General features: G+C 59.6%; 21 protein-coding genes and 1 pseudogene. 12 read left to right on the top strand and 10 right to left on the bottom strand.

Going from position 1 to position 22,435, the window contains the following annotated elements; translation table 11 throughout:
- Positions 1-5 precede the first annotated feature (5 nt).
- Together WB650_RS11985 and WB650_RS11980 are read right to left on the bottom strand one after the other, a co-directional pair.
- Positions 6-946 (bottom strand): annotated as a pseudogene (locus WB650_RS11985) (IS481 family transposase).
- Between the two features lie 40 nt (positions 947-986).
- Complete coding sequence (locus WB650_RS11980; RefSeq protein WP_422300637.1) at positions 987-1,619, bottom strand: methylated-DNA--[protein]-cysteine S-methyltransferase; 633 nt, start codon at positions 1,617-1,619, stop codon at positions 987-989.
- Positions 1,620-1,665: 46 nt separating this feature from the next.
- Between WB650_RS11980 and WB650_RS11975 the strand changes: the two genes are divergently transcribed.
- On the top strand, positions 1,666-2,160 hold the full coding sequence (locus WB650_RS11975; protein WP_422300636.1) for a TlpA family protein disulfide reductase: 495 nt from the start codon (positions 1,666-1,668) through the stop codon (positions 2,158-2,160).
- A 42-nt stretch (positions 2,161-2,202) separates the two neighbouring features.
- Here the strand turns inward: WB650_RS11975 and WB650_RS11970 are convergent, their stop codons facing one another.
- From WB650_RS11970 to WB650_RS11935, 8 genes are all read right to left on the bottom strand, one after another.
- Positions 2,203-2,934 (bottom strand): alpha/beta fold hydrolase, encoded by a 732-nt coding sequence (locus tag WB650_RS11970; RefSeq protein WP_422300635.1) that lies wholly within the window; start codon positions 2,932-2,934, stop codon positions 2,203-2,205.
- 212 nt (positions 2,935-3,146) lie between these two features.
- On the bottom strand, positions 3,147-4,358 hold the full coding sequence (locus WB650_RS11965; protein ID WP_423960615.1) for an efflux RND transporter periplasmic adaptor subunit: 1,212 nt from the start codon (positions 4,356-4,358) through the stop codon (positions 3,147-3,149).
- A 2-nt stretch (positions 4,359-4,360) separates the two neighbouring features.
- Positions 4,361-5,524, bottom strand: a complete 1,164-nt coding sequence (locus WB650_RS11960) for an ABC transporter permease (RefSeq protein WP_423960614.1) — start codon at positions 5,522-5,524, stop codon at positions 4,361-4,363.
- A gap of 114 nt (positions 5,525-5,638) precedes the next feature.
- Positions 5,639-6,778 (bottom strand): ABC transporter permease, encoded by a 1,140-nt coding sequence (locus WB650_RS11955; RefSeq protein WP_422300632.1) that lies wholly within the window; start codon positions 6,776-6,778, stop codon positions 5,639-5,641.
- Positions 6,779-6,847: 69 nt separating this feature from the next.
- Positions 6,848-7,576 carry an ABC transporter ATP-binding protein gene (locus tag WB650_RS11950; protein WP_422303920.1) on the bottom strand — a complete coding sequence of 243 codons (729 nt, stop codon included), beginning with the start codon at positions 7,574-7,576 and terminating at the stop codon, positions 6,848-6,850.
- 33 nt (positions 7,577-7,609) lie between these two features.
- Positions 7,610-8,287 carry a helix-turn-helix transcriptional regulator gene (locus tag WB650_RS11945; RefSeq protein ID WP_422303919.1) on the bottom strand — a complete coding sequence of 226 codons (678 nt, stop codon included), beginning with the start codon at positions 8,285-8,287 and terminating at the stop codon, positions 7,610-7,612.
- Positions 8,288-8,351: 64 nt separating this feature from the next.
- Positions 8,352-8,873 (bottom strand): sterol desaturase family protein, encoded by a 522-nt coding sequence (locus WB650_RS11940; protein WP_422303918.1) that lies wholly within the window; start codon positions 8,871-8,873, stop codon positions 8,352-8,354.
- Positions 8,874-8,999: 126 nt separating this feature from the next.
- Positions 9,000-9,824, bottom strand: a complete 825-nt coding sequence (locus tag WB650_RS11935) for a hypothetical protein (RefSeq protein WP_422303917.1) — start codon at positions 9,822-9,824, stop codon at positions 9,000-9,002.
- 678 nt (positions 9,825-10,502) lie between these two features.
- Here WB650_RS11935 and WB650_RS11930 point away from each other — a divergent pair.
- The 11 genes from WB650_RS11930 to WB650_RS11880 all read left to right on the top strand — a co-directional run bounded on the left by WB650_RS11930 (position 10,503) and on the right by WB650_RS11880 (position 22,416).
- A complete protein-coding gene (locus tag WB650_RS11930; RefSeq protein ID WP_423960611.1) occupies positions 10,503-11,870 on the top strand; it encodes a carotenoid oxygenase family protein in 1,368 nt (455 codons plus the stop codon).
- Positions 11,867-12,571 (top strand): PadR family transcriptional regulator, encoded by a 705-nt coding sequence (locus tag WB650_RS11925; RefSeq protein WP_423960609.1) that lies wholly within the window; start codon positions 11,867-11,869, stop codon positions 12,569-12,571. The genes WB650_RS11930 and WB650_RS11925 overlap by 4 nt, the downstream gene beginning before the upstream one ends.
- 344 nt (positions 12,572-12,915) lie before the next feature.
- Positions 12,916-13,566: an RNA polymerase sigma factor gene (locus WB650_RS11920; RefSeq protein ID WP_422304005.1), complete on the top strand. Its 651-nt coding sequence runs from the start codon at positions 12,916-12,918 to the stop codon at positions 13,564-13,566.
- On the top strand, positions 13,559-15,094 hold the full coding sequence (locus WB650_RS11915) for a cupin domain-containing protein (RefSeq protein ID WP_423960607.1): 1,536 nt from the start codon (positions 13,559-13,561) through the stop codon (positions 15,092-15,094). Before WB650_RS11920 ends, WB650_RS11915 begins: the two co-directional genes overlap by 8 nt.
- 18 nt (positions 15,095-15,112) lie before the next feature.
- Positions 15,113-15,610 carry a VOC family protein gene (locus WB650_RS11910; RefSeq protein WP_422304007.1) on the top strand — a complete coding sequence of 166 codons (498 nt, stop codon included), beginning with the start codon at positions 15,113-15,115 and terminating at the stop codon, positions 15,608-15,610.
- A gap of 2 nt (positions 15,611-15,612) precedes the next feature.
- Entirely contained in the window at positions 15,613-17,181 is a 1,569-nt protein-coding gene (locus WB650_RS11905) for an alpha/beta fold hydrolase (protein WP_422304008.1), read from the top strand.
- A gap of 10 nt (positions 17,182-17,191) precedes the next feature.
- Positions 17,192-17,668, top strand: a complete 477-nt coding sequence (locus WB650_RS11900; RefSeq protein ID WP_422304009.1) for a VOC family protein — start codon at positions 17,192-17,194, stop codon at positions 17,666-17,668.
- Positions 17,669-17,930: 262 nt separating this feature from the next.
- The gene (locus WB650_RS11895) at positions 17,931-18,770 is read left to right on the top strand and encodes a phytanoyl-CoA dioxygenase family protein (RefSeq protein ID WP_423960605.1); all 840 of its coding nucleotides are present in this window, start codon (positions 17,931-17,933) and stop codon (positions 18,768-18,770) included.
- Positions 18,771-19,128: 358 nt separating this feature from the next.
- The gene (locus tag WB650_RS11890) at positions 19,129-19,821 is read left to right on the top strand and encodes a hypothetical protein (protein WP_423960603.1); all 693 of its coding nucleotides are present in this window, start codon (positions 19,129-19,131) and stop codon (positions 19,819-19,821) included.
- Between the two features lie 232 nt (positions 19,822-20,053).
- Positions 20,054-20,515 carry a peroxiredoxin gene (locus WB650_RS11885; RefSeq protein WP_423960601.1) on the top strand — a complete coding sequence of 154 codons (462 nt, stop codon included), beginning with the start codon at positions 20,054-20,056 and terminating at the stop codon, positions 20,513-20,515.
- A 230-nt stretch (positions 20,516-20,745) separates the two neighbouring features.
- On the top strand, positions 20,746-22,416 hold the full coding sequence (locus tag WB650_RS11880) for a DegQ family serine endoprotease (protein WP_423960599.1): 1,671 nt from the start codon (positions 20,746-20,748) through the stop codon (positions 22,414-22,416).
- Positions 22,417-22,435 lie beyond the last annotated feature (19 nt).

Here is a 22,435-nt window from a genome sequence, read left to right as displayed (position 1 = left end):
AGGGGTTAGGTGTCGAGTTGCAACAGGTTGTCCCTCGGAAGGCGAGAGATAGGAGTGCGGCCGCCGATGCCTTGATGGGGGCGGTGATGATTGTAGGAATGGAGCCAGGGCAACAGAGCATCGGCGCGCTGTTGGGAATGATCGTAGGGACGTGCGTATGCCCATTCGCGTAGCGCGGTCTGGATGAAGCGTTCGGCCTTGCCGTTGGTGCGCGGGTATAGGGACGGGTAAAGATGTGCCGCATCCTGCGGCTGCGGCACAGGTCGGCAATAAGGTGCGAACGGTAGGCGGAGCCATTGTCGGTCATGATGCGCGCGACCGAGATTCCAAGGGCCTGATAGTGATCAAGGGCGCGCACGAGGAAGGCAGTAGTGGTTTCCTTGCGCTCGTTGGGCAGAACTTCCATGTAGGACAGCCGCGAATGGTCGTCGATGCAGACGTGAGCTACTTCGAAGCCGGCCCCGAGACTGCGTTTTTGGTGAGTGCCGGTGATGCGCGAGCCGACCCGGTGGAAGCGGCCGAGTTTCTTGGTGTCAAGGTGGAGCAGGTCGCCGGGCGCGGCGTACTCATAGCGTTGGATCAGAAGCGGTGGGTCCAGCGCGCTCAGTCGGGACAGGCATGCGCGCTTGAGCAGGCGGCTCACGGTGGCGATGCTCAGCTCGAGTTGTGCGGCGATGTGCTTCATCAGGAGGCGCTGGCGGCGCAGCGCGATCACCTGCTCGACCACCGCCAGCGCCGTGGGACAACGCAGCCGGTGAGGACGCGAGCTGCGGTCGGCCAGTCCCGCCGCGCCTTCGCGCGAAAACCGCCCCGCCCACTTGCGCACGGTCTTGTCACATATTCCCACCCCCGCTGCTACTATCTTTGGCAATTCTCCAGCATTCACCCGCCTGACCAGTCCGGCTCGACTATGCGGCGTAGTGCGCGCATTCTGATGAATGTCCATCCGGGGAGACCTCCTGAGTCGGTGTTGAGTTTCGCACCTTTCACCTTCTCAGCGTCCTCCCGGAAGGACAACCTATTGAAACATCACAGTTAGGTTGCTCGCACATCCGAGCTTCCATCTCCAACAACCTGCGCTTGCGATCCAATCCCCATCGATATCCGCCGAGATGACCCGACGCGCGAATCGCGCGATGACACGGGATGATAATCGACACCGGATTTGCACCATTGGCGGTACCGACTGCGCGGATCGCGTGCGGCCGTCCGATGCGTCGCGCGATCTCGGAGTACGATCGCGTCTCGCCAGGCGGAATCGCACGGAGCTGCTCCCACACGGCGAACTGAAACGGAGTGCCGCGAATATCCATCGGCGGTGTCGGCATCGGCGCGAGTCCGGTGATGTAGTTCGCGAGCGCGTCGGCCCAATTCCCTATCTGAGAATCTTCGGGTCGATTCGGATCGGCGATATGGATCGACGCTCGCGGATAATCGGCGCGCAGCTCGGCGACCAGTGTCCGATCCGATTCATCCATCGCGGCAAAAGAGATTCCGCGGCGCGTGCCCGCGACTATCAGACGTCCGAGGGCAGAATCGACGATTGAATAAGTCATTTCAGCGCCGTCGCCATGCGGTCCGTACGACGAGGTTGGTGAACTGTTATTTTTCGTTCGCATCGGGCATCCTCGGAACTATACAACCCCGCCGATCGGTTAATGTGATATGAAGCCAAATATCAAGGCGCTCGCAATTTCGACTTCGATGGTCGTCTGTCTGATTTTCGCCCTCGCGCTCGCGACCGAAGTTCCGGGTCCGCCGGCCACCGACTTGAAGCTGGCACCTGGTCTGTCCTTTTCAGACGATTCGAGTCCCAATTTTCCCATCGCGGGGAAAAACCTTTCCGACGGCTCGGTCGCCGCCGACCATGCGACCGTGATCTTTTTCGGCACCGCTAACTGCTGGAACACAGCGCGCGAAGCCGAACGCCTGGTGAACCTCTATCCTCAATACAAGGATAAGATTCACTTCGTGGTCGTCGATCTGCGGAGTCCGTCAGTCGCGCAGCGAGCCTTGATAGCTCGCTATTACCGCGGTTACATCCCGACGATTGCGGTCATCGATAGTGCCGGCAAAGTTCTCTACGATCGCGCGGGCGAGACCGCGAGCGAGCGAGGCGATACGAGCAATCTGCAGAAGCTGCTCGACTCCGCGCGGTAGGCGGTAATTGGTTCGTTCCTCGTGGGGCGAGGCAAAGGGGAGTCACTCGCCGCGCGCCAACTCATGCAAGGCCTGGGCGCATTCCACCGGATGCGTAAACATCACTTCGTGCCCGCTTTTCACGAACTTGAGCGTGGGATTGTTCAACCTGCTGGAAAAATAGGGATGCCAATTCGGCGCGCCTGCGACCGGCGTCTGATCATCTTCGCAGACGATATAGCTGCTGGGAATTCCGGTAGCGAAGTAGGGCGCCATCGCGACCGGCGTCATCATCGGCGCGATCGGCTGCGGCCCCACCGCCGCCAGCACGTATTCTTTCATCGCCGGCGCCATGTCGTTGCTGAGCCCGTCGACAAACTCCTTGCCCATCATCTCGATCGAAATCGATCGCTCCGGCAACGAGTCCGCGCCCTGCGCAATTGGCGACGTAACCGGATCCACGATCGGCTCCCCATCGAGCGCAACCAACGCCGTCACCCACACGACGCGCTTAATACGCGAAGGAATCTTCGCCGCAACGCCGGGAATCGTGAGCCCGCCCAGGCTATGCCCGGCGAGCACGACGTCTTTCAGCTGATGCCTTTCGATAAATTCCGCGACGCTATCGACGTAACTCTGAAGGGTGACCGTGGAGCGGTCCGCTTGATTCATCCCATGCCCCGGCAGATCAACCGCATAAGCCCTATCTCCCAACTTTTGGAGCTGGTTGATAACCGCCGCCCAACACCATGCTCCATGCCAGGCGCCATGCACCAAAACAAAAGTCTCCGCCATTTTTTTCTCCATTTATAAAAAAGGGATCCGGGATTCTTCGCTTCGCTCTGAATGACACAAGAACTGAATGACACAAGAAAAAGAAGCTGAGAGCGAAAGGTCGTCCTCGACATTTCGCGATTTCTTTTCACTGGGTGCAGGGGTCACCCCTGCCCAGGGAGGTGCGGAACCTACGGTGTGTTCCGCTTTTAATCAAGTGATTTCCCCTTCCCCTAACTTGCGACCGGCGTGACTTGCTGCCCTTCCTTGATCGTCGCCGCCGGCACGACGATCACCGTCTCGCCGCCGCTGAGTCCTTGCTTGACCTCGACGCCTTCCTGAAATTCGCGTCCCACCGTAATCGGCACGAGATGCGCTGAGTCGCCGCGCACGACCCACACTGAATTCGCATTGCCGTCGGTGACGATCGCCTTCTTCGGTACCAGCACCATCGACGCCGCAGACGCGGTCTGCGTGGTGATCGATTGGAAGGTGACCTTAGCGCTCATTTCCGGCTTGATAACTTTGAGGTCCGGCTGCAGGACCCTCACCTCGACTTTCACCGTGCCCTTCTGCCGGTCGGCCTCGGGATAGATCTTCACCACTCTCGCCGGGAACGGATCGTCGGGATACGCATCGAGGATGACAGTCGCCGGCGTTCCCATCTTGACCTTCGCGATATCGCTTTCGTTGATATCGACCTCGCAGCGCAGGTCGCTCAGGTCCGCGAGCTGCGCGATATCGGTGGCGCCGCCGCCGGCTTGGATTTCACCACCGTAGTTAATCGTGTCGCCGAGCTCGCGATATTTCTGCAGCACCACGCCGTTGATCGGCGACGTGATCACCGTCTGGCTCACGTTAAACTTCGCGAATTCGATCTCGCCGTCCGATTTCTTGAGATCCGCCTCCGCAACCGCCAGCTGATTCTCCGCGTCGTCGAGCGAGTCCTTCGACTCCACCCCCTCTTTGTACAGCGCGCGCAGCCGGTTCGCCCGCGCGGATTTGAGCACGACGTTGGCCTTGGCCAAATCGCGGTCGGCATAAGCCTGCTTCAATTGCGCCTGGTAGTCGCGATCGTCGATTCGTGCGAGCAGGTCGCCGGCCTTGACCCGCTGGCCTTCCTCGATCGGCTCCTGGACAATCTGCCCGAGAATCTTGGTGCCGATCACGATATACTTGTGGTCGGTCACGATATATCCGCTGCCGGTAAGCACCGTGCCCGCCTGTCCGGCCTGCTTGACGCTGACGATAGCAGTCTGCACCTCGGGCGGACGTCCAAGGGTCTTCTGATAGACGACGAAACCGGCAGCGCCGACGATCGCGAAAATCACGATCGCTACTACCGCTGGAATTATCCGGCTCGGCTTTTTCGGATTCGCCGCGCGCGCAATCCTTAGCGACTCGAGCTCGCGGATATTCGGCCCCTTGGGTGCTTCGGTGGACACGGTCATACGCTCCTTAGCGCATCTACTACCGGCATTTTCATCGCTTGCCGCGCGGGTAGCCAGCCCCCGACCATACCCATTATCCCGGCGAAGATCATCGCCTCGATCACGATTGCAAAGGTCACGCGGAAACTGAATGCCAGCGTCGAGAACGTAACGAAATTACCAAAGGTGGTACTAAGCCCGTTAATTGGCATCGCGAGCAGGATTCCAATCACGCCCGCCGCGAGCGCCAGCACCAAAGACTCGAGCAGGAATGAGGTCATCACTGCGATCGGCGCGAAGCCGAGCGCGCGCAGTGTCCCGATTTCAGTGGTCCGCGACGAGACGGCGGCATACATCGTGTTCATCGCGCCGAAAATCGCGCCCACCGCCATTATCACCGCGACGATCATCCCGAGCACGCGCATCTGATTCGCGACCACCGCCTGATCTTTGTAGTAGTCGGCCTCAGTCTCCGCTTGCAGATTGATTCGCGGATCGTCCGCCAGCCGCCGGATTAAAGCGTCGCTGTCCGCGCCCGGCGCCAGCTTGAGCCGCACGTCCGCGTAATAAGCGCCGCGCTGCGCATCGTCCTGCACATTGTGAATATCGCCCCACACCTCGGACTCAAACGATCCGCCGTCGGCCGCCATTATCCCGACGACCTTCCAGTTACCTCTTCCGAAATGCAGCGTCGATCCGAGCTGCATGTTCGCGTAATGCCCCTGGAGTCCTTTGCCAACTACCACTTCGTTAACCGAAGGATTGAACATCCGCCCTTCGACAATTTTCACTTTAGGATGCACCTTCAGCGCAATTGGTAGGACTCCGCGCACTACTATGTTGTCGCGCGAGCCACCTATACGTTCCATCAGTGCCTGCACCGGTAGTTCAGGTGAAGCGTCAACCTCGCCGCCCGGCTCACGCCGAATCTGTGGAAGAAATTTCATCGCATCGAACTGATCGAGCTGAATCGCCGAGTAAGTCTCAGTGGTAGCACCCTTGCGCAACACGATCAGATTATCAGGATCGCCAGTGTCGGAAATCGCCGAGTTAAGCCCTGCGACCAGCGCCATCACGATCACAAACACGCAAACGACAAGAGCAATCCCACCGCCAGTCATAGCAGTAGAAACCCGCCGCACGAGTAGGGAGCGCACATTATATTTCAGCGGTATCGCCATATTCTTATCGCTCGCCCTCTCGAAAAATCCGGTTCCCTTTTCCGCGAGGCCCGAAAAAAGGGGTTAGGGGTTAGGTTCCCGATAACCCTCACTTACGCACGCTCCTACCCCCGCTTATGCAACCGTCCTTAACGCATCCACAATATTTCTCCGCGCCGCCGAACTTGCCGGCACCATCGCACTTAGCAGTCCTATCAGCGCCGCCACGATAAGAGTCTCAGCCAGGATAATCGGCGGCATCCGTATCGCTCCCAGAGGTCCGCCCACGTTGCCAATCGAGAAGGCCTTCAACACGAAGTAAGCCGACCCGCATCCGATAACACCGCCGATAAGTCCTATCAACAGCGATTCAGCCAACAGCAATGTTAGAATCGTGCGCGCGGGAAATCCTATCGATCGCATCACTGCAATCTCTCCGCGACGCTCGCGTATCGACATAGCCGCGGTATTCGCCGCTACCAGTCCTATAGTCAGCACCACGATAAAACCCAGCAGCTCGGCCATCCTGAAAAATGTGCGGTACTGCTCCATGAAGCTGCCGATAAAGGCCGCCTCCGATTCCGACAAGGTCTCGGCCGAGGAGTTGGCAAAGCCTTCATCGATCGCCGCGATTACCTGCGGGACATTCTCCGGCTTGTCGACTCTTACCCAGATGTTATCGACGACCCCGGGACGTCCGGCCGCTTCTTCCAGGTAGTCTCTCCTGAAAAGCAGGAAATCCGGCGGCGCCTTGCCGCTGATCGTGCCCACGATAGTCAGCGTCACATTGAACGGGTACAGCGTGCCCTTGAGCTGAATCTGCTGCCCGAGATGCAGACCGAACCGCTTCATCGTACCGCCGCCCACCAGGCATGCAGTGCGGATTTTCTTGAACTGCTCGAATTGCTCCTTGCTGATTCCCCAGTCGGTCCACATCTTGTCGACGTCTTCGGGATCGGCCGCCAGGTTCGGAAACTGGTCGTAGACTTCATGGTACACGCCGCCGAACCAACTCTCCGGCACGACTACCTCGACATGCGATACCGCCGCGATCCGCTGCTTGTAGGCGACCGGAATCGAATAGGCCAGACCGGCCTTGTTATGGGTAGCAATCCGGGTCGAAGAAGCGGTGTTACCCAGAATCTCATTGGCCACCGTCGGGATACTTACCAGCGCCGAAAAAATAAACAGCGAAACCGCAATCGACAGCACAGTAAGAAAGGTCCGCCGCTTACTCCGAACCAGATTCTTAAAAACCAGCGCCGTGTACTTCATCGCTAACTCCCGGAGGCATTCTTGTTCCCCTTCCCGCTCGGGAAGGGGTTAGGGGTTAGGTTCCTGGTCTCACCCATGCGCCGCCGCCTCCGCCGCGACTCCGCGCTTCCCAGGCTCGACCCCAGCCAGCACTCCCTTATCCAATCGATAGACAGTATCGACATACCGCTCAGCCCGCGGATCATGGGTGACCATCACAATTGTCTTCGAAAATTGCCGATTCATATCCACCAGCAATCCCAAAATTTCCTCAGCCGACTTCGCATCCAGATCTCCGGTCGGCTCATCCGCGACGATAATCGTCGGGTCGGCGACGATCGCGCGCGCAATCGCTACCCGCTGCTCCTGACCGCCCGACAACTGCCGCGGATAATGGTCCATCCGGTCCGCGAGGCCCACCACCTTGAGCGCCGTCTCGACATGCTGCCGCCGATCGGCCTTGTTCAGACTCGTAAGCAACAGCGGCAACTCGACGTTCTCGAACGCCGTGAGCACCGGAATCAGGTTGTAGAACTGGAACACCAGCCCGATATGCCGCGCGCGCCAGCCGGCGAGGTCGCGCTCCTTCATCCCGGTAATTTCCTCGCCGCCGACCGCGACCCGACCGGTGCTCGCGTGATCGATTCCCGCGATCAGGTTGAGCATCGTGGTCTTGCCCGACCCCGACGGCCCCATGATCGCGACGAAGCGCCCGGTCGGAATCTGCATCGTCACGTCGTCGAGCGCGCGGACCTCGAACTCGTCGCGTTTGTAGATTCGGGTCACGTGTTCTAGATCGATCGCGAATTTTTCGTCCATAACATTCCTTTCCCCTTTTTGGGCCCTCGCAGGTCATTTTCCCGATGCGTCCACGCGCGGTACTTTTACTCGCGACGGAACCCGCCGTTTCCCCTGTATTTCGCGCTTCAACTGCGAGCACAGCCGCGCCAGCACGCGCGCCTTGGCACTTACGATCTCGTAACCTAGTTCGATAACGAACCTTCGGACCGTGCTCGTGCCCGCCCGGCGCATCTCGGCAACCATCCCGTCAAGGATCGCGGTTCGTTCCTCGTCGTCGAGTCGCGACCGCTCCATATGCTCGAGCGCAATTTCCGGCTCCCGGTCCGCGAAGTACATCTTCACTTGCGATTCATCGAACACGAACAGCGGCTGCGCCGGCTCGCGCAGCATTTTCATAAAATGCGCTCGTCCGCGGGGCGTGATCGCGTAAATCTTCCGCGCGCGCCGTCCGTGCCGTTCCGTCCGCAGCTTGACCAGCCCATCACGCGCCAGTTTTTTCAGCGCGGGATATATCGATCCATCGCTTACTCTATAAAAGAAGCCGACCGGGTCCTGGAACCGCTGCTTCAGGTCGTAACCGGTTGCCTCCGCGTCCATCAGAAAGCCCAGGATCGGAAATTTCACGTCCATCCGCGGCGGCGTCTTGTCGAATTCCAGCGCCGACCTGGCCGGAAACAACTGCGCGCCGGGACGATAACTCCGCGTCCCATTCGCCGATATCAACGACACATCACGCATACCTATCGAGCCAATAGCTCGACTTGAGCTATCTGTCAAGAAGTAGGAAACCGACTCAGGATGCAGCAATTCGGCTGCGGATCACTCTGCCCAGGTTGCTGGAACCCGAAAGCGGCGCGACGCTCGCTCCCACCGCCGACAGTTCGCGCATCCGCTCCGGCGACGGCTCGGTCCCGAACGCAACATCCCAGATTCGCGTGGTAACCCCGAATATCGCGTCCGGCTCCCTCAGATGATGCGCCAGGTGCCGCGCGCGCAGCCGCGCCTCAATCGCGCTCGAGGGTATCGCGAAATGAATCCGGTAGTGGATGTACTCATACACCGCGAATCCAGCGACGATTCCGAGCAAAAAGATCATGCCGGGCGCCATCCCGAAGATGGTTAGTAGGACGATCAATGCGATGGCCGTAGGAATCCACGCGCGCATCGCAAACACCGCGCGCGGATCGATGTGATGCTCATTATGAAGAGGCGTTACGAACGTGCGATGCGAATGAGCGAGCACGCCGTGGATGATGTATTCGAGGAGGCTCCACGCGAACAGTCCAGCAACGAAAATCAGCGTGGTGGCAATCACATCATGATCTTAGGATGGCTCCAGCCGCTTAGCAACGCAGCGCGCTGATTGCATGTAGCTGCGCGGCGCACTTATTTGTCGATAGGACACGGGCGAGGAGAGGGCTCCTCGCCCGGTTGAGGAAAATTAATCGCTTTCGTCCGATGTACGGTTCGAAGACCCCGAGGTATTGTACGCTTCGCTCATGCCCAGCGAGCGCTCCGCTGCCCGGAAATCCCGCTGCGCCTTGCTCTGGTCGCCGCTGTTTTGCGCCTGCTCTCCATCGTTCAGGAATGCCTGCGCATCGGTGACGTCCTTGCCCTGGCTTGCAGCCTGATTGATATCGTTCTGAATCTCCGACTGAGTCCGAGGACGCCCGCTTGCCGCCTGGAACGTATCCGACTGGGTTCCAGCCGCCGCATTCTGCTGTTCGTTGACGGGCACCGCTGCTTCCCAGATCTCGGCGTATCCGACTTCTACCGGGATACCGAGCGCGAGCTCAGCCGATCGAAAGTCGCGGGACGCTTTGGCCTGGTCGCCTTTGGTGAGCGCGTCCTTACCCATATCGAGATAGTGCTCCGCATCGCTTACGTCGGCGCCGCTCTTTTGAGCCTGCGCGATATTATCTTCGACCACCACCTGCTGTTGGCGGGGGTTCTCACCCATGATGGTAGGCTGAAAGCTCTTGCCGCCCGTCGCCATCTTGAGAATGTGCTCGGCGGTCCGAAAATCCCGCCGCGCTGCTGCCGTGTCGCCCCTGCTCAACTCTTCGCGTCCCTGGGCTTGGTACGATGCTGCATCGCTCAAGTCGCGATCGAGTCGATGAATCTGCCGTCCGATATTGCTCTCCTGATCGGACATGCTCATCGAAGAAGGTGTCGCGTTTGCCTCACCCGGCGTAGCGCCTTTGCTCAAGTCCTGGGCTTCGGCCGAGCTTTGGTTGTCGCTGTCAGGATTTGACATGGGACTCATAGAAGAAGTCCCGCTGGTAGGACCCACCGAAGAGGTCCCGCTTGTATTTGTTACCGATGTCGTACTGTCTGAATTTGTGGTCCCGGTCGCTGGATTCGTGTTTCCGGAGGTCTGCGCCAGGGCGGGACTGAACGCTCCGAGCGACAGCGCCAACCCGGCGATAATAAAAAACCTCGTCCTATTCATTTCGGCACACCTCTCTCGCTAAAAATCTGAAGATTGAAGAAGGCGATAGCTGCCGGCGATACGATCGCGGGAGGAGATCGGCACGCTTGGAACATAGAAGCACTCGGGATGAAAAATTGAAAAAACGAAAATGTCTATCCAGCAAAGGAAGCAAGTTCTGGTCCGATTTTTCATTTCGGCGATCGCCGCGCCTCAACTTGAAACCACGCTCTCGGCACCGACGACGATCGACGCGCAAAATCTGATCAATCCAGAGTAAATCGCAGGCGAGTTCAAACCGAGCACCGACAATCTCAGGGATAAGCGACCTGGATTTTGGTTCGTCTCGCTGCAACCTTGGCAAAGATTTCAGAGTCGCACGCGTCGGCCGACGGTTCACTGGGTCAAGGGGGCACCCCTTGCGCCCACCGCGCAGGTGATTCAATTGCGTCGCTTGACACCCTATTGAAGGATTGGAATACTCTAACTTTATAGCAGGAGGAAACATTCCCAATGTACGACTCAACCAATCCATACCTGAAAGGCAACTACGCACCATGGCGCGAAGAGGGCGACGCCTTCGACCTCGAGATCGAAGGCGAGCTGCCGCGAGAACTCAACGGCGCGCTCTACCGTATCGGTCCGAACCCGCACTTCAAGCCGCTAGGCCGCTACCATTGGTTCGACGGCGACGGGATGGTGCATGCGTTCATTCTGCGCGACGGCCGCGCCGCCTATCGCAATCGCTACGTCCGCACGGAAGGCCTCAAGGCCGAGATGAAGCAGGGACGCGCGCTTTTCGGCGGCTTGCTCGGGCAGCCGCGCGAGATGTCGCCGGAGCTGCCCCCGTTCAAGAACACCGCCAACACCAACATCATCGGGTATGCCAACCGTCTGCTCGCCCTGCTCGAAGCCGCGTCGCCGCACGAGCTCAAGCCGGAGACTCTCGAGACCGTGGGGCTGTTCGATTTCGACGGCAAGGTGACCGGCCCGGTGACGGCGCATCCGAAGTTCGATCCCGTCACCGGCGACCTGCTGTTCTTCGGCTACCAGCCGTTCCCGCCATACGTGACGTGGTACCGCGCGAGCCGCGACGGCAAGCTGATCGAATCGCGTCCGATCGACACCGGTCTGCCGGTGATGATGCACGATTTTATCGCGACTGATAACTACGCGATCTTCTTCGTCTGCCCGTCTGTGTTCCATCTCGAGAATGCGGCGGCCGGAAAACCTATCTTTGCCTGGGAGCCGCAGCACGGCACCAAAATCGGCGTGATGAACCGCAAGACCGGCGACATGAAATGGTTCCAGGACGAGGCTTTCTTCGTCTTTCATTTCCTCAATGCGTACGAAGAGAACGGTTCGCTGATTGTCGACGGATGCCGGATGAAGTCGCTCGACATGACCGGCAGCTCGTTCGGCGGCAATCCTCCGCTGACCTGGCAATGGAATCTGAATTTGAAGGACGGCTCGATGAAGCAGCGTCAGATCGACGACGTCTCGAATGAGTTCCCGCGTTTCGACGAGCGATTGGCCGGCCGCAAACATCGGTACGGTTACTTCGCCGGCGGCAATCCGGGATCGCCTGAGAAAGAGACCCGTTTCCAGGCGCTGCTCAAACGCGACTATAAGACTGACAAGCTCGAGGTTCACGACCTCGGAAAACATTTTGCTCCCGGCGAGGCGGTGTTCGTCCCGCGCAATTCGAAATCATCGGAGGATGACGGATGGGTGCTCGCGGTCTGGTACGACGAGCAGCTCAATCGCAGCGAGATGGTCGTGCTCGACGCGCAACACTTCGCAGGCGCTCCGGTCGCGCGAATCAAATTGCAGCATCGCGTGCCGTGGGGCTTTCCCGGCAACTGGGTGCCCGCGCAATGAAGAAGGCGACACGTCCGGCGCGCGCGCCGATTCGCGATCGCGCGCGCAAGGTTCTGCACCCGGGTCCCAATGACGGCCTCGGCCACCTGCGTGTTCCTACCAGGAAGGCGTCGTTGGATCTCGCGCTGCTCGGATTGATCGCGGAAGTGCCCGGCGTGTCCGGCTACGACATCATGAAGATCTTCGATCTGTCGATGACGCATTACTGGCACGCGCATCCGACGCAGATCTATCCGACGCTCGATCGGATGCAGGAGTCGGGACTCATCAAGAGCCGCAACGTCGTGCAGCGCGACCGGCCGAACAAGCGCCTCTACACGATCACGCCGGCAGGCGAGCGATTGTTGATCGAATGGCTCGAGAGTCCGTTCGAAGGAATCAACCTGAAGCATCCGCCGCTGCTGCGATGCCGCTTCCTCGGCCATCTCGGCGCCGACGGCGCGATCGCCGTGCTCAGGGAAGAGCAAAGGTCGTGGGCGATTCATCTGAAGCGCTACCGCGAGATAGACAAGGACTACTTCGCCGACGGCAAGGGCTATCGCGATGTGAACGCGATGTTCTCGATGTTCACGCTCAAATACGGGATCGACTGGATGGAAGAGAACATCAAGTGGTGCGAGTGGGCAATCGACGAGATCGATCGCAATCGCGAGTTGTTCCCAGCGGAGAAGAAGCAAACGGCAGGAAAGGGGGCAGCTTAAATTGAATGTGAAACCCGCGCGGTGGGTTTCACGCTTCCTTCGGCAGGGGTAACCCCTGCACCTTAGTATTAAGAAAGATGCGGGACGGAGTTTACCCTGAGTACTCGTAGGGTCCCTGTTAGAACTGGTTAGCAGAAGACCGGTCGCTCCTCTGTTCTTGTCCCACGGCCGCTGCGGCCTCCAAATACCTCGCCCGTTAAGTTACGGGAGAGGAGGCCGGCCGCAGCGCGGCCGGTAGGTGAGGGTTCTGGATCGCACCACAAGAGCCTGCCCGCTCACCGTCTTGTTCCTCTTCGTTCCGTAACCTTTCCGGGATACCGCGGTTTCTGTAGATAGAGGCTGATGTGTCCCCGCAATCTGCATCCTTATTTGCGCGCTCTGCGACGCGCGAGTTCAGTCGCGCATCGGAGGCCGTGTTGAAGGTGCGGGCGGCGGCTAAGACCGACGTCGATTACTCTGCGGAGCGGGCGCTGATTGAAGCGGCGCAGCTGGATCGTAGCCGGTTTGCGGATTTGTATGAGTCTAACTTCGAGCGAGTTTATGCATATGTCGTCCGGCGCGTTCGTGATCGCGATGAGGCGCAGGATATCACCGCCGACGTTTTTCATTTGGCGCTGAAGAGTTTGCCGCGGTTCGAGTGGCGCGGGGTTCCTTTTGCGGCGTGGCTGTTCAGGATTGCTTCCAACGAAATCGCTGATCGCTCCAAGCGCATCGCCCGACGCCGCGCCCAAGAACGAGAGATTTCTTTCGAGACAACCAACGCTCGTGGCGAGGTAGTCGCTGGCATCGACGAGGCGGAGCGGCGGGGGCGGTTGTTTGGACTGGTCAAGCGGCTGCCGCGCGATCAGTCCCGTGTGATCGTGATGCGGTTTGCGGAGCAGAAATCGATTCGCGAAATCGCAACTGCGCTCGGGCGCTCCGAGGGCAGTATCAAGCAGCTTCAATTCCGCGGCCTGCAGAATTTGCGGGTGCGGATGGGTGATACGAATGGCTAAGGGGAAACTTATCGAGCAACTGGACGACGCGGTGGAGGCTCTCGTGGCCAAGCCGAACGCGCCGCTGCCCACGTCCGATCCGCGGCTGGCGGCGATTTTGCGGATCGCGGGCGAGTTGCGGGATTTGCCGCGCGCCGATTTCAGGAATCGTCTGAAGGCAGACCTGGCGGCGCAATCGAAGGAACTGCAATCAGTCGTCGCCACCAGCGCGGGCGGCAAGCCGCTCATCACTCATCAGGATATTGAAGAGCGGCTCAAGGAGCTGGCCGAGCAGCCGAAATTTGTCGTCCATGACGTGCGCGCCGCACTGAGCGATTTGCCCGAAATGTCGATGCGCTTTCTCGACACGATGAACGATCATCTGTTGGTGGCGTCGCGCGGCAACCGCCGCACCAATTGGGAGCGCCATTTCGGCTCCGACGAAATGATCTACGTGATGGATGGCGAGACCGATATTGTCACGTTGATCGACGGCGGACCGGTCGAGTCTACGATTCATGCGGGGTCGTTGTTTGTCTGCCCCGAAGGATTGTGGCATCGCCTGACGCCGCGTCCGTTCGTGTCGGCGTTCTACCTGACTCCGAGTCGCACCGAGGGATCGACCGCCAAGGATCCGCGGCCGAAAAGCGAGCGCGTCGCGAAGCGTGCGGTGCGCAGGACTACCGCCGCCAAGCTCCAGGAGCGCGATCTGCGCGCGGCTCTGCGCGAGGCGCCGCATCTCAATATTACGTCCGACACGACCGGCGATGACGCTAACGCCGCGGTGCGCAACGTCGCCAGGATCGGGAATCTCACATTGGGCGTGATGAGCTACACGGGTCTGACGCCGTGGGAGCGGCATCCTGATGGCGACGAATTGCTGCTGGCGCTCGATGGCGAGCTCGAGGTGACGACGCTGACCGACGACGGCCCCGTGACGCGAAAGTTGCGTGCGGGCGAGGCGTTCGTGTGCCCGCAAGGAATGTGGCATCGGCAGTTTGCGGAGAAGTCGGTCTCGATGCTGTACGGGACACCGATCGATACGACTGAGAACTCGATGGCGGACGATCCTCGCGTCGTCGTCGAGAGAGTCGAAGCCCCGGCAGCCGCGAATGTCTCACGCAGCATCATGCCGTTCCTGTATATCGAAGGCGCGGCCCGCGCGCTGGAATTCTACCAGAGTGTATTCGGCGCGACGGTGTTGATGCGCGACGAAGAGCCGAGCGGAATCGTGAGCCATGCGATGCTCAAGATGGGCGACACCACCGTCATGCTGTCCGATCCCAGTTCGGCGGACGTGAAGCAGAATGACGTGCATCGGTTGTCGCGCCCGCCGCGTTCGTACGGCGGATCGCCGGTGCATCTGTACATTTACGTTACCGATGTCGACGACGTTGTGAAGCGCGCAATCGCAGCTGGAGCGAAAGCTATCGATCAGGTCGAGGATCGGGACTGGGGCGACCGGTGCGGTGGAATCGAGGATCCGTGGGGTCATGTCTGGTTTGTCGGGACGCCGCTCAAGGATGTGCCGCCGAGAAATTCGAATTAGCGAACGGGGAGAACAACCATGGCGAGCAAAGTGAGATCGATTCCCAAAGGGTGGCATAGCGTGACTCCGTTCCTGTGCGTCAACGACGCAGCGCGGGCAGTCGAGTTCTATCGCAAGGCGTTCGGCGCGACGGAGTTGGAACGAATGGCGGAGCCTGACGGGAAAGTGAATCACGCGCTGCTGAAGATCGGGGATTCGATCGTAAGGCTCTCGGATGATAGTTCCAGGCACGTGGCGGAGTGGGTGGCGAAGGGCTGGTCGCGCAGTCCGCAATCGCTAGGTGGCACGCCGGTGCACTTTTATGTCTACGTCGAGGACTCGGACGCGGTATTCAAACGTGCAATAGCCGCGGGCGCGAAAGCGATGGAGCCGGTGACGGACAAGGAGTGGGGCGACAGGCTGGGCTCGCTGACAGATCCGTTTGGACATATCTGGATGATCGCGACTCACAAAAGAGATGTGCCTTTCGAGGAAGTCTCGAAGGGGCGCGCGGGAGTCAGTCGCGCGGCAAATTGAAGATGAAAATTTCTCGCATCATCTCAATCGTCCTGGTGCTGCTGTTCATTGTCGCGGTTGCGCGGTTGGCGCGACTCGAGAATGGCGGGCCGCCGCATGCCTTCGTGATGCTGCCCGGTCAGGAGCCGGCGACAATGTATCTGCCGGGGCCGGGAGATCCGTTCTATACCCTGTTTCCCAAACCAGCGGCGCAGCGGCCGCCGGCTGTCGTGCTGATTCATGGCTTCACCGGCGATCGCGTGCTGATGAGCGGGCTCGCACGACGACTGGCGGAGAACGGTTACGCTGTCCTGGCGATCGACGTAAACGGGCACGGCGAGAATCGAAATCCGTTCAATGGCGGCACGGCTGAGAGCGACAGCCTGCGCGCGAACGTGAAGACTGCGGTCGATTATCTTCGCGACAATCAGCTGGTAGATGGATCGCGAATCGTCGTGATGGGGCATTCGATGGGCGCGGGCGCCGCGCTCGACTACGCGACCCACGATGCCAGCGTCAAAGGCGCGGTAATGATTTCGGGCGGCTGGGCGCTCGGTCCCGAGCGTCCGAAGAACGCGCTGTTCATTTTTGCGGAGCGCGATCCGCAGGAGCCGATCCAGGACACGTCCACCGCGCTTGCGGCTCATCTGGCGGGCGTGCAGCAAATCGAACTCGGCAAGATCTACGGCGACTTCGCGCAGGGCAACGCAGTCGAGGCGATCCGGATGCCGGGCCTCAATCACATAACGATCGTCAACTCGCCGGCTGCTGCGACTACGATCATAAAATGGCTCGACGGCACATTCGGGATCGCGAGAACCACTCCGATCGAACTCAAAGATGCGCGGCGCGGCTCTGCGCGATTCGCGCTCTTGATGTTCGTGTTCCTGCTTGTGCCGCTTGGCATCGTCTGCGGATCCTTGGCGCCGGGCTGGACCATCGAGCCTCCCGGGCCGAGCGGATGGATGGGGCTATTGATACTCGGCGGGGCGTTGGTTGCAGCGATGCCGCTGTCGGCGGCGAATCCGGCGTACTTTCTGCAGATAGTGGTCGGCGATGTCCAAATCTCATGGTTCATGGTCGCGGGACTGATCATGTTGGGCGTGATTGCGCTGTCGGAGACGCTGGATTGGGAGCGTATCCGGGCGGGCGCAGGTGTCGCGATGCTTGCCGGGGCCGCGGGTTTCGCGGTGGTGTACGTATGCCAGGTCGCGATGTCCGCGATGCTGCATCATCTGTCGTTGTCGCCGGAGCGTCTGATGGTGATGGCGATGGCGACGGTGCTGCTGTTCCCGTTCTGGATTAGCTTCGAGTGGCTGGTGCGGCGCGGAGGGCTGACGATTTCGACGGTACAGGCATCGCTCGGGCGCATCCTGATCCTGGTGTTGACGGTGGTGGGCGTGAGCCTGAACGCTCTGCCCTTCGTACTGATGCTGCTCATGCCGATCCTGACGATTGCCTTCGTGATGATCGAAATATTCTCGGCGTCGGCGTACAGCGCGTCGCGCAATCTGATAGTGATCGCCGTTTTTGAAACGCTGTGGTTCGCATGGATGATCGCGGCGGCGAGCCCGATCACTTTCATGTTCTAGGAGAGCAATGATGGCAGGCAAAATTTATACAATCCCGGTCGGGCCGCGCGCGATCACCGCGTACCTGACGATAAAGGGCGCGGCGAACGGAATCGAGTTTTACAAAAAAGCGTTCGGCGCGAAGGAGTTGATGCGCTGGACGGGGCAGGACGGCAGAGTAGGGCACGCTGAGATCGAGATCAGCGGCACACCGGTGTTCATCAGCGACGAGCATCCGGAGATGGGCATCGTCAGTCCCGAAACGCTGCGCGGCACGTCCGTCGGACTGCATCTATTGGTCGAGGACGCCGACGCAACCTTCAAGCGAGCGGTGGATGCCGGCGGAAAAGCAGTCAGGCCGTTAGAAGACGAGCCGTGGGGCGAGAAATCGGGAACGCTGCAGGACCCATTCGGCCATCGATGGTACGTCACGCAGCGCACCGCCGAACTATCCGCCGACGACATGGACAAAATCGGCAAATCCGCCGGCTACGAAACACTGCGCTAAATTCCGACGTTGCGGCGTCTAAGTGCCGGGGAAGGGGGACGGATTGGATTAGAAAGAGGTTGTAACTGGGTGCGGGCGGTGGCATAAACGAGGTTAGTCGGCGAGCTTTGTAGAGTCTCGCTGCCGGAGCGAAAATATCTGGGCTTGCTTTGCGGATTGCGAGGCGGGCGCTGAACGCGGGGACGCCCCGTGTTTGTCCATCCGGAGTTAGTGGTGGACAGGCACGAGGCGTTTTCATTTTTGTATTTTGGGAGGTGCTCAAATGCTTACTGGTCAACAACGAGATGAATTCGACCGATATGGAATAGTCAGGATGCCTGGGGCGGTCGGGAAAGCTGCGGCTGACGAGATGCTGACGACGGTCTGGGATTGTCTTCGCGACCGGTACCATCTCCATCGCGGGGCTCCCGATACGTGGCCGGAGCCTCAGAGACAAAGCGCGGGAGGACTGCAGCAGATTGGAGGAGCGCATCGGTATTTGGGGACGCATCACATCCCCAAGTCCCTGACGTTCGAGCAGGTCGGCAATACGGCGGTCTGTGGCGCGGTTGACGACGTTCTAGGATCAGGGAACTGGCAGCGGCCCGAGCGATGGGGATCGCTGCTGGTGACGTTTCCGGAATCGACGGAGCGCTGGGAGGTTCCGTGCAGCAACTGGCATCTGGATTTCCCGGCTTCGCAGTCGCCGTCGGGGCCAGCGGGCGTGCGTATCTTCAGCTGCCTGGCGAAATTGCCGGAATGCGGTGGCGGTACTGTTTTCGTCGCCGGCTCTCATCGGCTGGTGGAGAAGGCTGCGCGCGCGGGGGAGATTCTTCGTTCCGCCGACGCCCGGATGCGCCTGATTCGCGCGTATCCGTGGGTGAAGGCGTTATGCTCGAGGGATGAGAAAGCTGACCGCGTGCGCCGGTTCATGCGCGAGGGTACAAGAATCGACGGGGTTGAGGTGCGCGTCGTTGAGATGATCGGAGAACCCGGCGACGTGGTGCTGGTGCATCCGATGATGCTGCACGCGCCGGCGCTGAACTGTTCGTCGATGCCTCGGTTTGTGGTGCAGACCACTGCGTTTCGTAAGGGGGTCGAGCCGTTTAAGCTTTATAGATGATGCGAAGAACCTAACCCCTAACCCCTTCCCATCGTGGGAAGGGGAACGAGAAGAGTGGTGGGTATCTCGTGTCGTCCTATCCCCCTAGCCCCCTTCCCAATAGTGGGAAGGGGGGACTGGAAGTTTGACGCGAAGTGTCCCCGTCTTTAGGTTTTTAAACGTACATTAAGCTGCTCTCTCCGTGCGCATTTTTGGGGTTTGTTTGTCCGGAAACGTTCAATTGCAAAAATTGCCGATTTCTTTGTTCACGGTTGTTTTGGGGTGTCTATTGCTGAGAGGCGTCGGCTTTTCAAGGGGTTTTTTCAAGGTCAGCGATTGGCATCCTTGATGCTCTACCTGTTTGGTGGAGGTTATGACGATGAAATTCAGCAAGAACATAATGACCGGATTGATTGGGGTTGCCCTGATGGCGGCTCCTATCACTGCCGCGGCCCAAGATCACAAGGATAATTCGCGGCAGGCGCAGTCGGAATCGCGATCGAACGAATCGCGTGGCAGCGCTCCCGCACATAATGCGGCGCCGGCCACGCACAATAAGTCACGCGATCAGCATAGCGCGCGCACCGAGACTCCGCGCACTGAGACTCATGCTGCCGCGCCCGCGAATATGAATCGGAACGAGGGCCGCGACGAGCGTGGCGCTCGCGAGACCCGTAATGCGGCGCCGGCGGTTGCTACTCGCAATGAATCACGCGATAACGGCCGCACCTACAACAACGCGCCGGCGGTGGCGACTAATCGCGACTCGCGCGACTACGGCAACCGCGGTGGCAATGATTGGAACCATGGCGATCGTGACGGCCGGAACTACGGCCGAGATTATGATCACGATGACTACGGTCATGATCGTGAGTACGCCGCGAGCGGTTGGGCAATGCCGGGCGGTTACTATGGTGGAGCGTGCGGATGGGCGCAGCATCTTCGTAATGTCATTCGTCACGACGAATACACCGGTCATCCGGCGGCCGCATCCGACCTAATCTATCAGCTGCATCGTGCGGAGCGGGCCTGTGGTGGAGTGCCTTACGGCTATAATAACTGGAGGTACTAAGTCTCTCGATTTCTCCCGGTCCTAGGACCGCGCGCCCCGTCTCCTCCCGGCGGGGCGCGCTTTTTTTTGGTGTTCAGAAATCGTGGTGAATGTGGGCTACCTAACTTAGGTCGCCCGCAAATCTTCAGTGCGAAACGCATCCCACCCGTGCTAGGCTTTGTTGGAGCAGATCAATTGGGCCTGCTCTCCATCACTATTAAACCCGTCGTACGCGACGAAAGGAAAAACAATAATGCTCGAGACAGGAAAACCGTTTGTCAATTTCAATCTGCAGAACCAGGACGGCAAGCAGATGAAGCTCGGCGATTTCGCGCGCAAGTGGCTGGTGGTCTATGTCTACCCGAAGGACGACACTCCCGGATGCACGATTCAGGGCAAGTCATTCACCGCGAGCAAGGCCGACTTCGATGCGGCGGGAATCAAGGTGGTGGGCGTCAGTGCGGACGACGTCGCGTCACACAAGAATTTCTGCAACAAGTTTGCGTTCACGATCGATCTGTTGGCGGACACGAACCACGAGTTGCTCAAGGCGGCGGGCGTCGGTCAGACGGATTACAACGGTACCAAGTACTGGAACCGGACCAGCTTCGTGATCGATCCCAAGGGCAACCTGCGCAAGGTGTATGAAAAAGTGAATCCGCAAGGGCATGAGAAGGTGCTGCTCGAGGACATCAAGGCGATGCAGAAAAGCTAGCATCGAAGGTGGCTCGGGACCGCAATATGCGGGTTCCGGGAACGTTTTGTTGGTGCGGCGAATTTTGATTTGATGTACTATTGGTAAGGGTCTTGGCCAGGCGGCGAGAACGATAGGTGATTCGGCGGGTTACCTGAATTTTGGACGAATTCTATCGTCCTACAACTAGATGGTCCGGTACTTGCCCTGCCTCATGATCCAACAGTTTCGCTACATTCCAGGAGGAATGCATGGTTAAGAAGATCGCCGCCGTAACCGGCGGCGTTTTGATCGGCTTGGTCATTGCCTTTGCGCGCGCCGGGGCGTTCCCTTTTTGGGGATCTGACTCCGACGCTTCCAAGGCTAACCCACCTGCGCAGCAGCAAGCACAGGCAAACCCGGCTGCTCCTCTGCCGGCGCCACCGGTTCCCGGGGTTCATGTGGCGCCGCCGCCCCAGCCTGCGGAGCCGAATGCACCTGAGCCCGGTGAAAAAGTCGGAGTAATCACCTCGTTCGCGCCTCTTGTCAGGAAGATGATTCCGGCGGTGGTGAGCGTCAACGTCGTGCAGGATGTGAAGGTTTCGGGAATGCCGTTTGGCCCGCAAGGCGGACCCGGCGACGATAACGGCGGAGGCAATGACGACAACGGTGCTCAGGGCGGAGGCGGCGATCAAGGAGATCAAGGCGGGATGCCGCCCGGCGGCGGCGATCCGTTCGATCAGCTGCGCCGCTACTTCGGACAAGGCGGTCAGCGCGAGTACAAACAGCATGGGCTGGGTTCGGGCGTGATCGTATCGGCCGACGGCTATATCCTGACCAATAATCACGTGGTCGGTAATGCGGAAGAAATCCACGTCACGCTGCAGGACAAGCGAGAGTTCACCGCCAAGGTGATCGGCAAGGATGCGAAGACGGATCTCGGACTGATCAAAATCGACACCAAGGACCCGCTGCCAGTCGCACCGCTGGGCGATTCCAACTCCACTGACGTCGGCGACTGGGTAATCGCGATCGGCAATCCGTTCAACGTCGGCATGACGGTGACGGCGGGAATCGTGAGCGCCAAGGGAAGAATCCTCGGCGGCGACTACGACGATTTCATTCAGACCGACGCCTCGATCAATCCCGGCAACTCAGGCGGGCCGCTGATAAACACGAAGGGCGAAGTTATCGGAATCAACACCGCGATCTACAGCCGCACCGGTGCTAACAATGGCATCGGTTTCGCGATTCCAATCGACATGGCGCGCAACGTAATGGACCAGTTGAAGGCGCATGGACGTGTGGTTCGTGGATGGCTGGGCGTGGAGATCCAGGAAGTGACCCCCGACCTCGCGCAGTCGTTCGGATTGCCGAAACCCGAAGGCGCCTTGGTCGCGAGTGCGGACAAAGACGGCCCCGCAGGCAAGGGTGGCATCGAGCGCGGCGATATCGTGCTGAGCTTCAACGGCCATCCGGTCGACGACGAGCATGAGCTGCCCGCGCTGGTTGCGCAGACGCCGATCAATCAGAAAGTGCCGGTCGAGGTGGTGCGCAACGGGAAGCACATGACCCTCGAGGTCACGATCGGCGAGCGCAAAGAACCGCAGGTGGCGTCGGCCAAGGCGGAGACTCCTGGCGGGAACTGGGGAATGCAGGTGGGAGACATCACTCCCGAAATTGCCCAGCAGTTCCATCTCGAAGGAACCAAGGGCGTAGTGATTCAAAAGGTCGCGCCGGATAGCCCTTCGGCGGACGCGGGTCTGCAGCCGGGCGACGTGGTGATGGAAATCAACCACGACAAAGTCGCTACGGTTACGGATTTCGTCGCGAAGGCCAAGGATGCGCAGACGAATAAGAAGCCGGCCCTGCTGCTGGTGCAACGCGGCGGCGCGACGCTCTACACGGTGATCAAGCCGTCTGAGGGACAAGCGCAAGGCTGATCGAGTCGTAAGTAAGATA

The sequence above is a fragment of the Binatus sp. (SeqCode) genome (genome assembly GCF_049584895.1).
Taxonomy (GTDB): domain Bacteria; phylum Desulfobacterota; class Binatia; order Binatales; family Binataceae; genus Binatus.
Note: the sequence above shows the minus strand (reverse complement) of the source record. Positions and strands in the feature narration are given on the sequence as shown.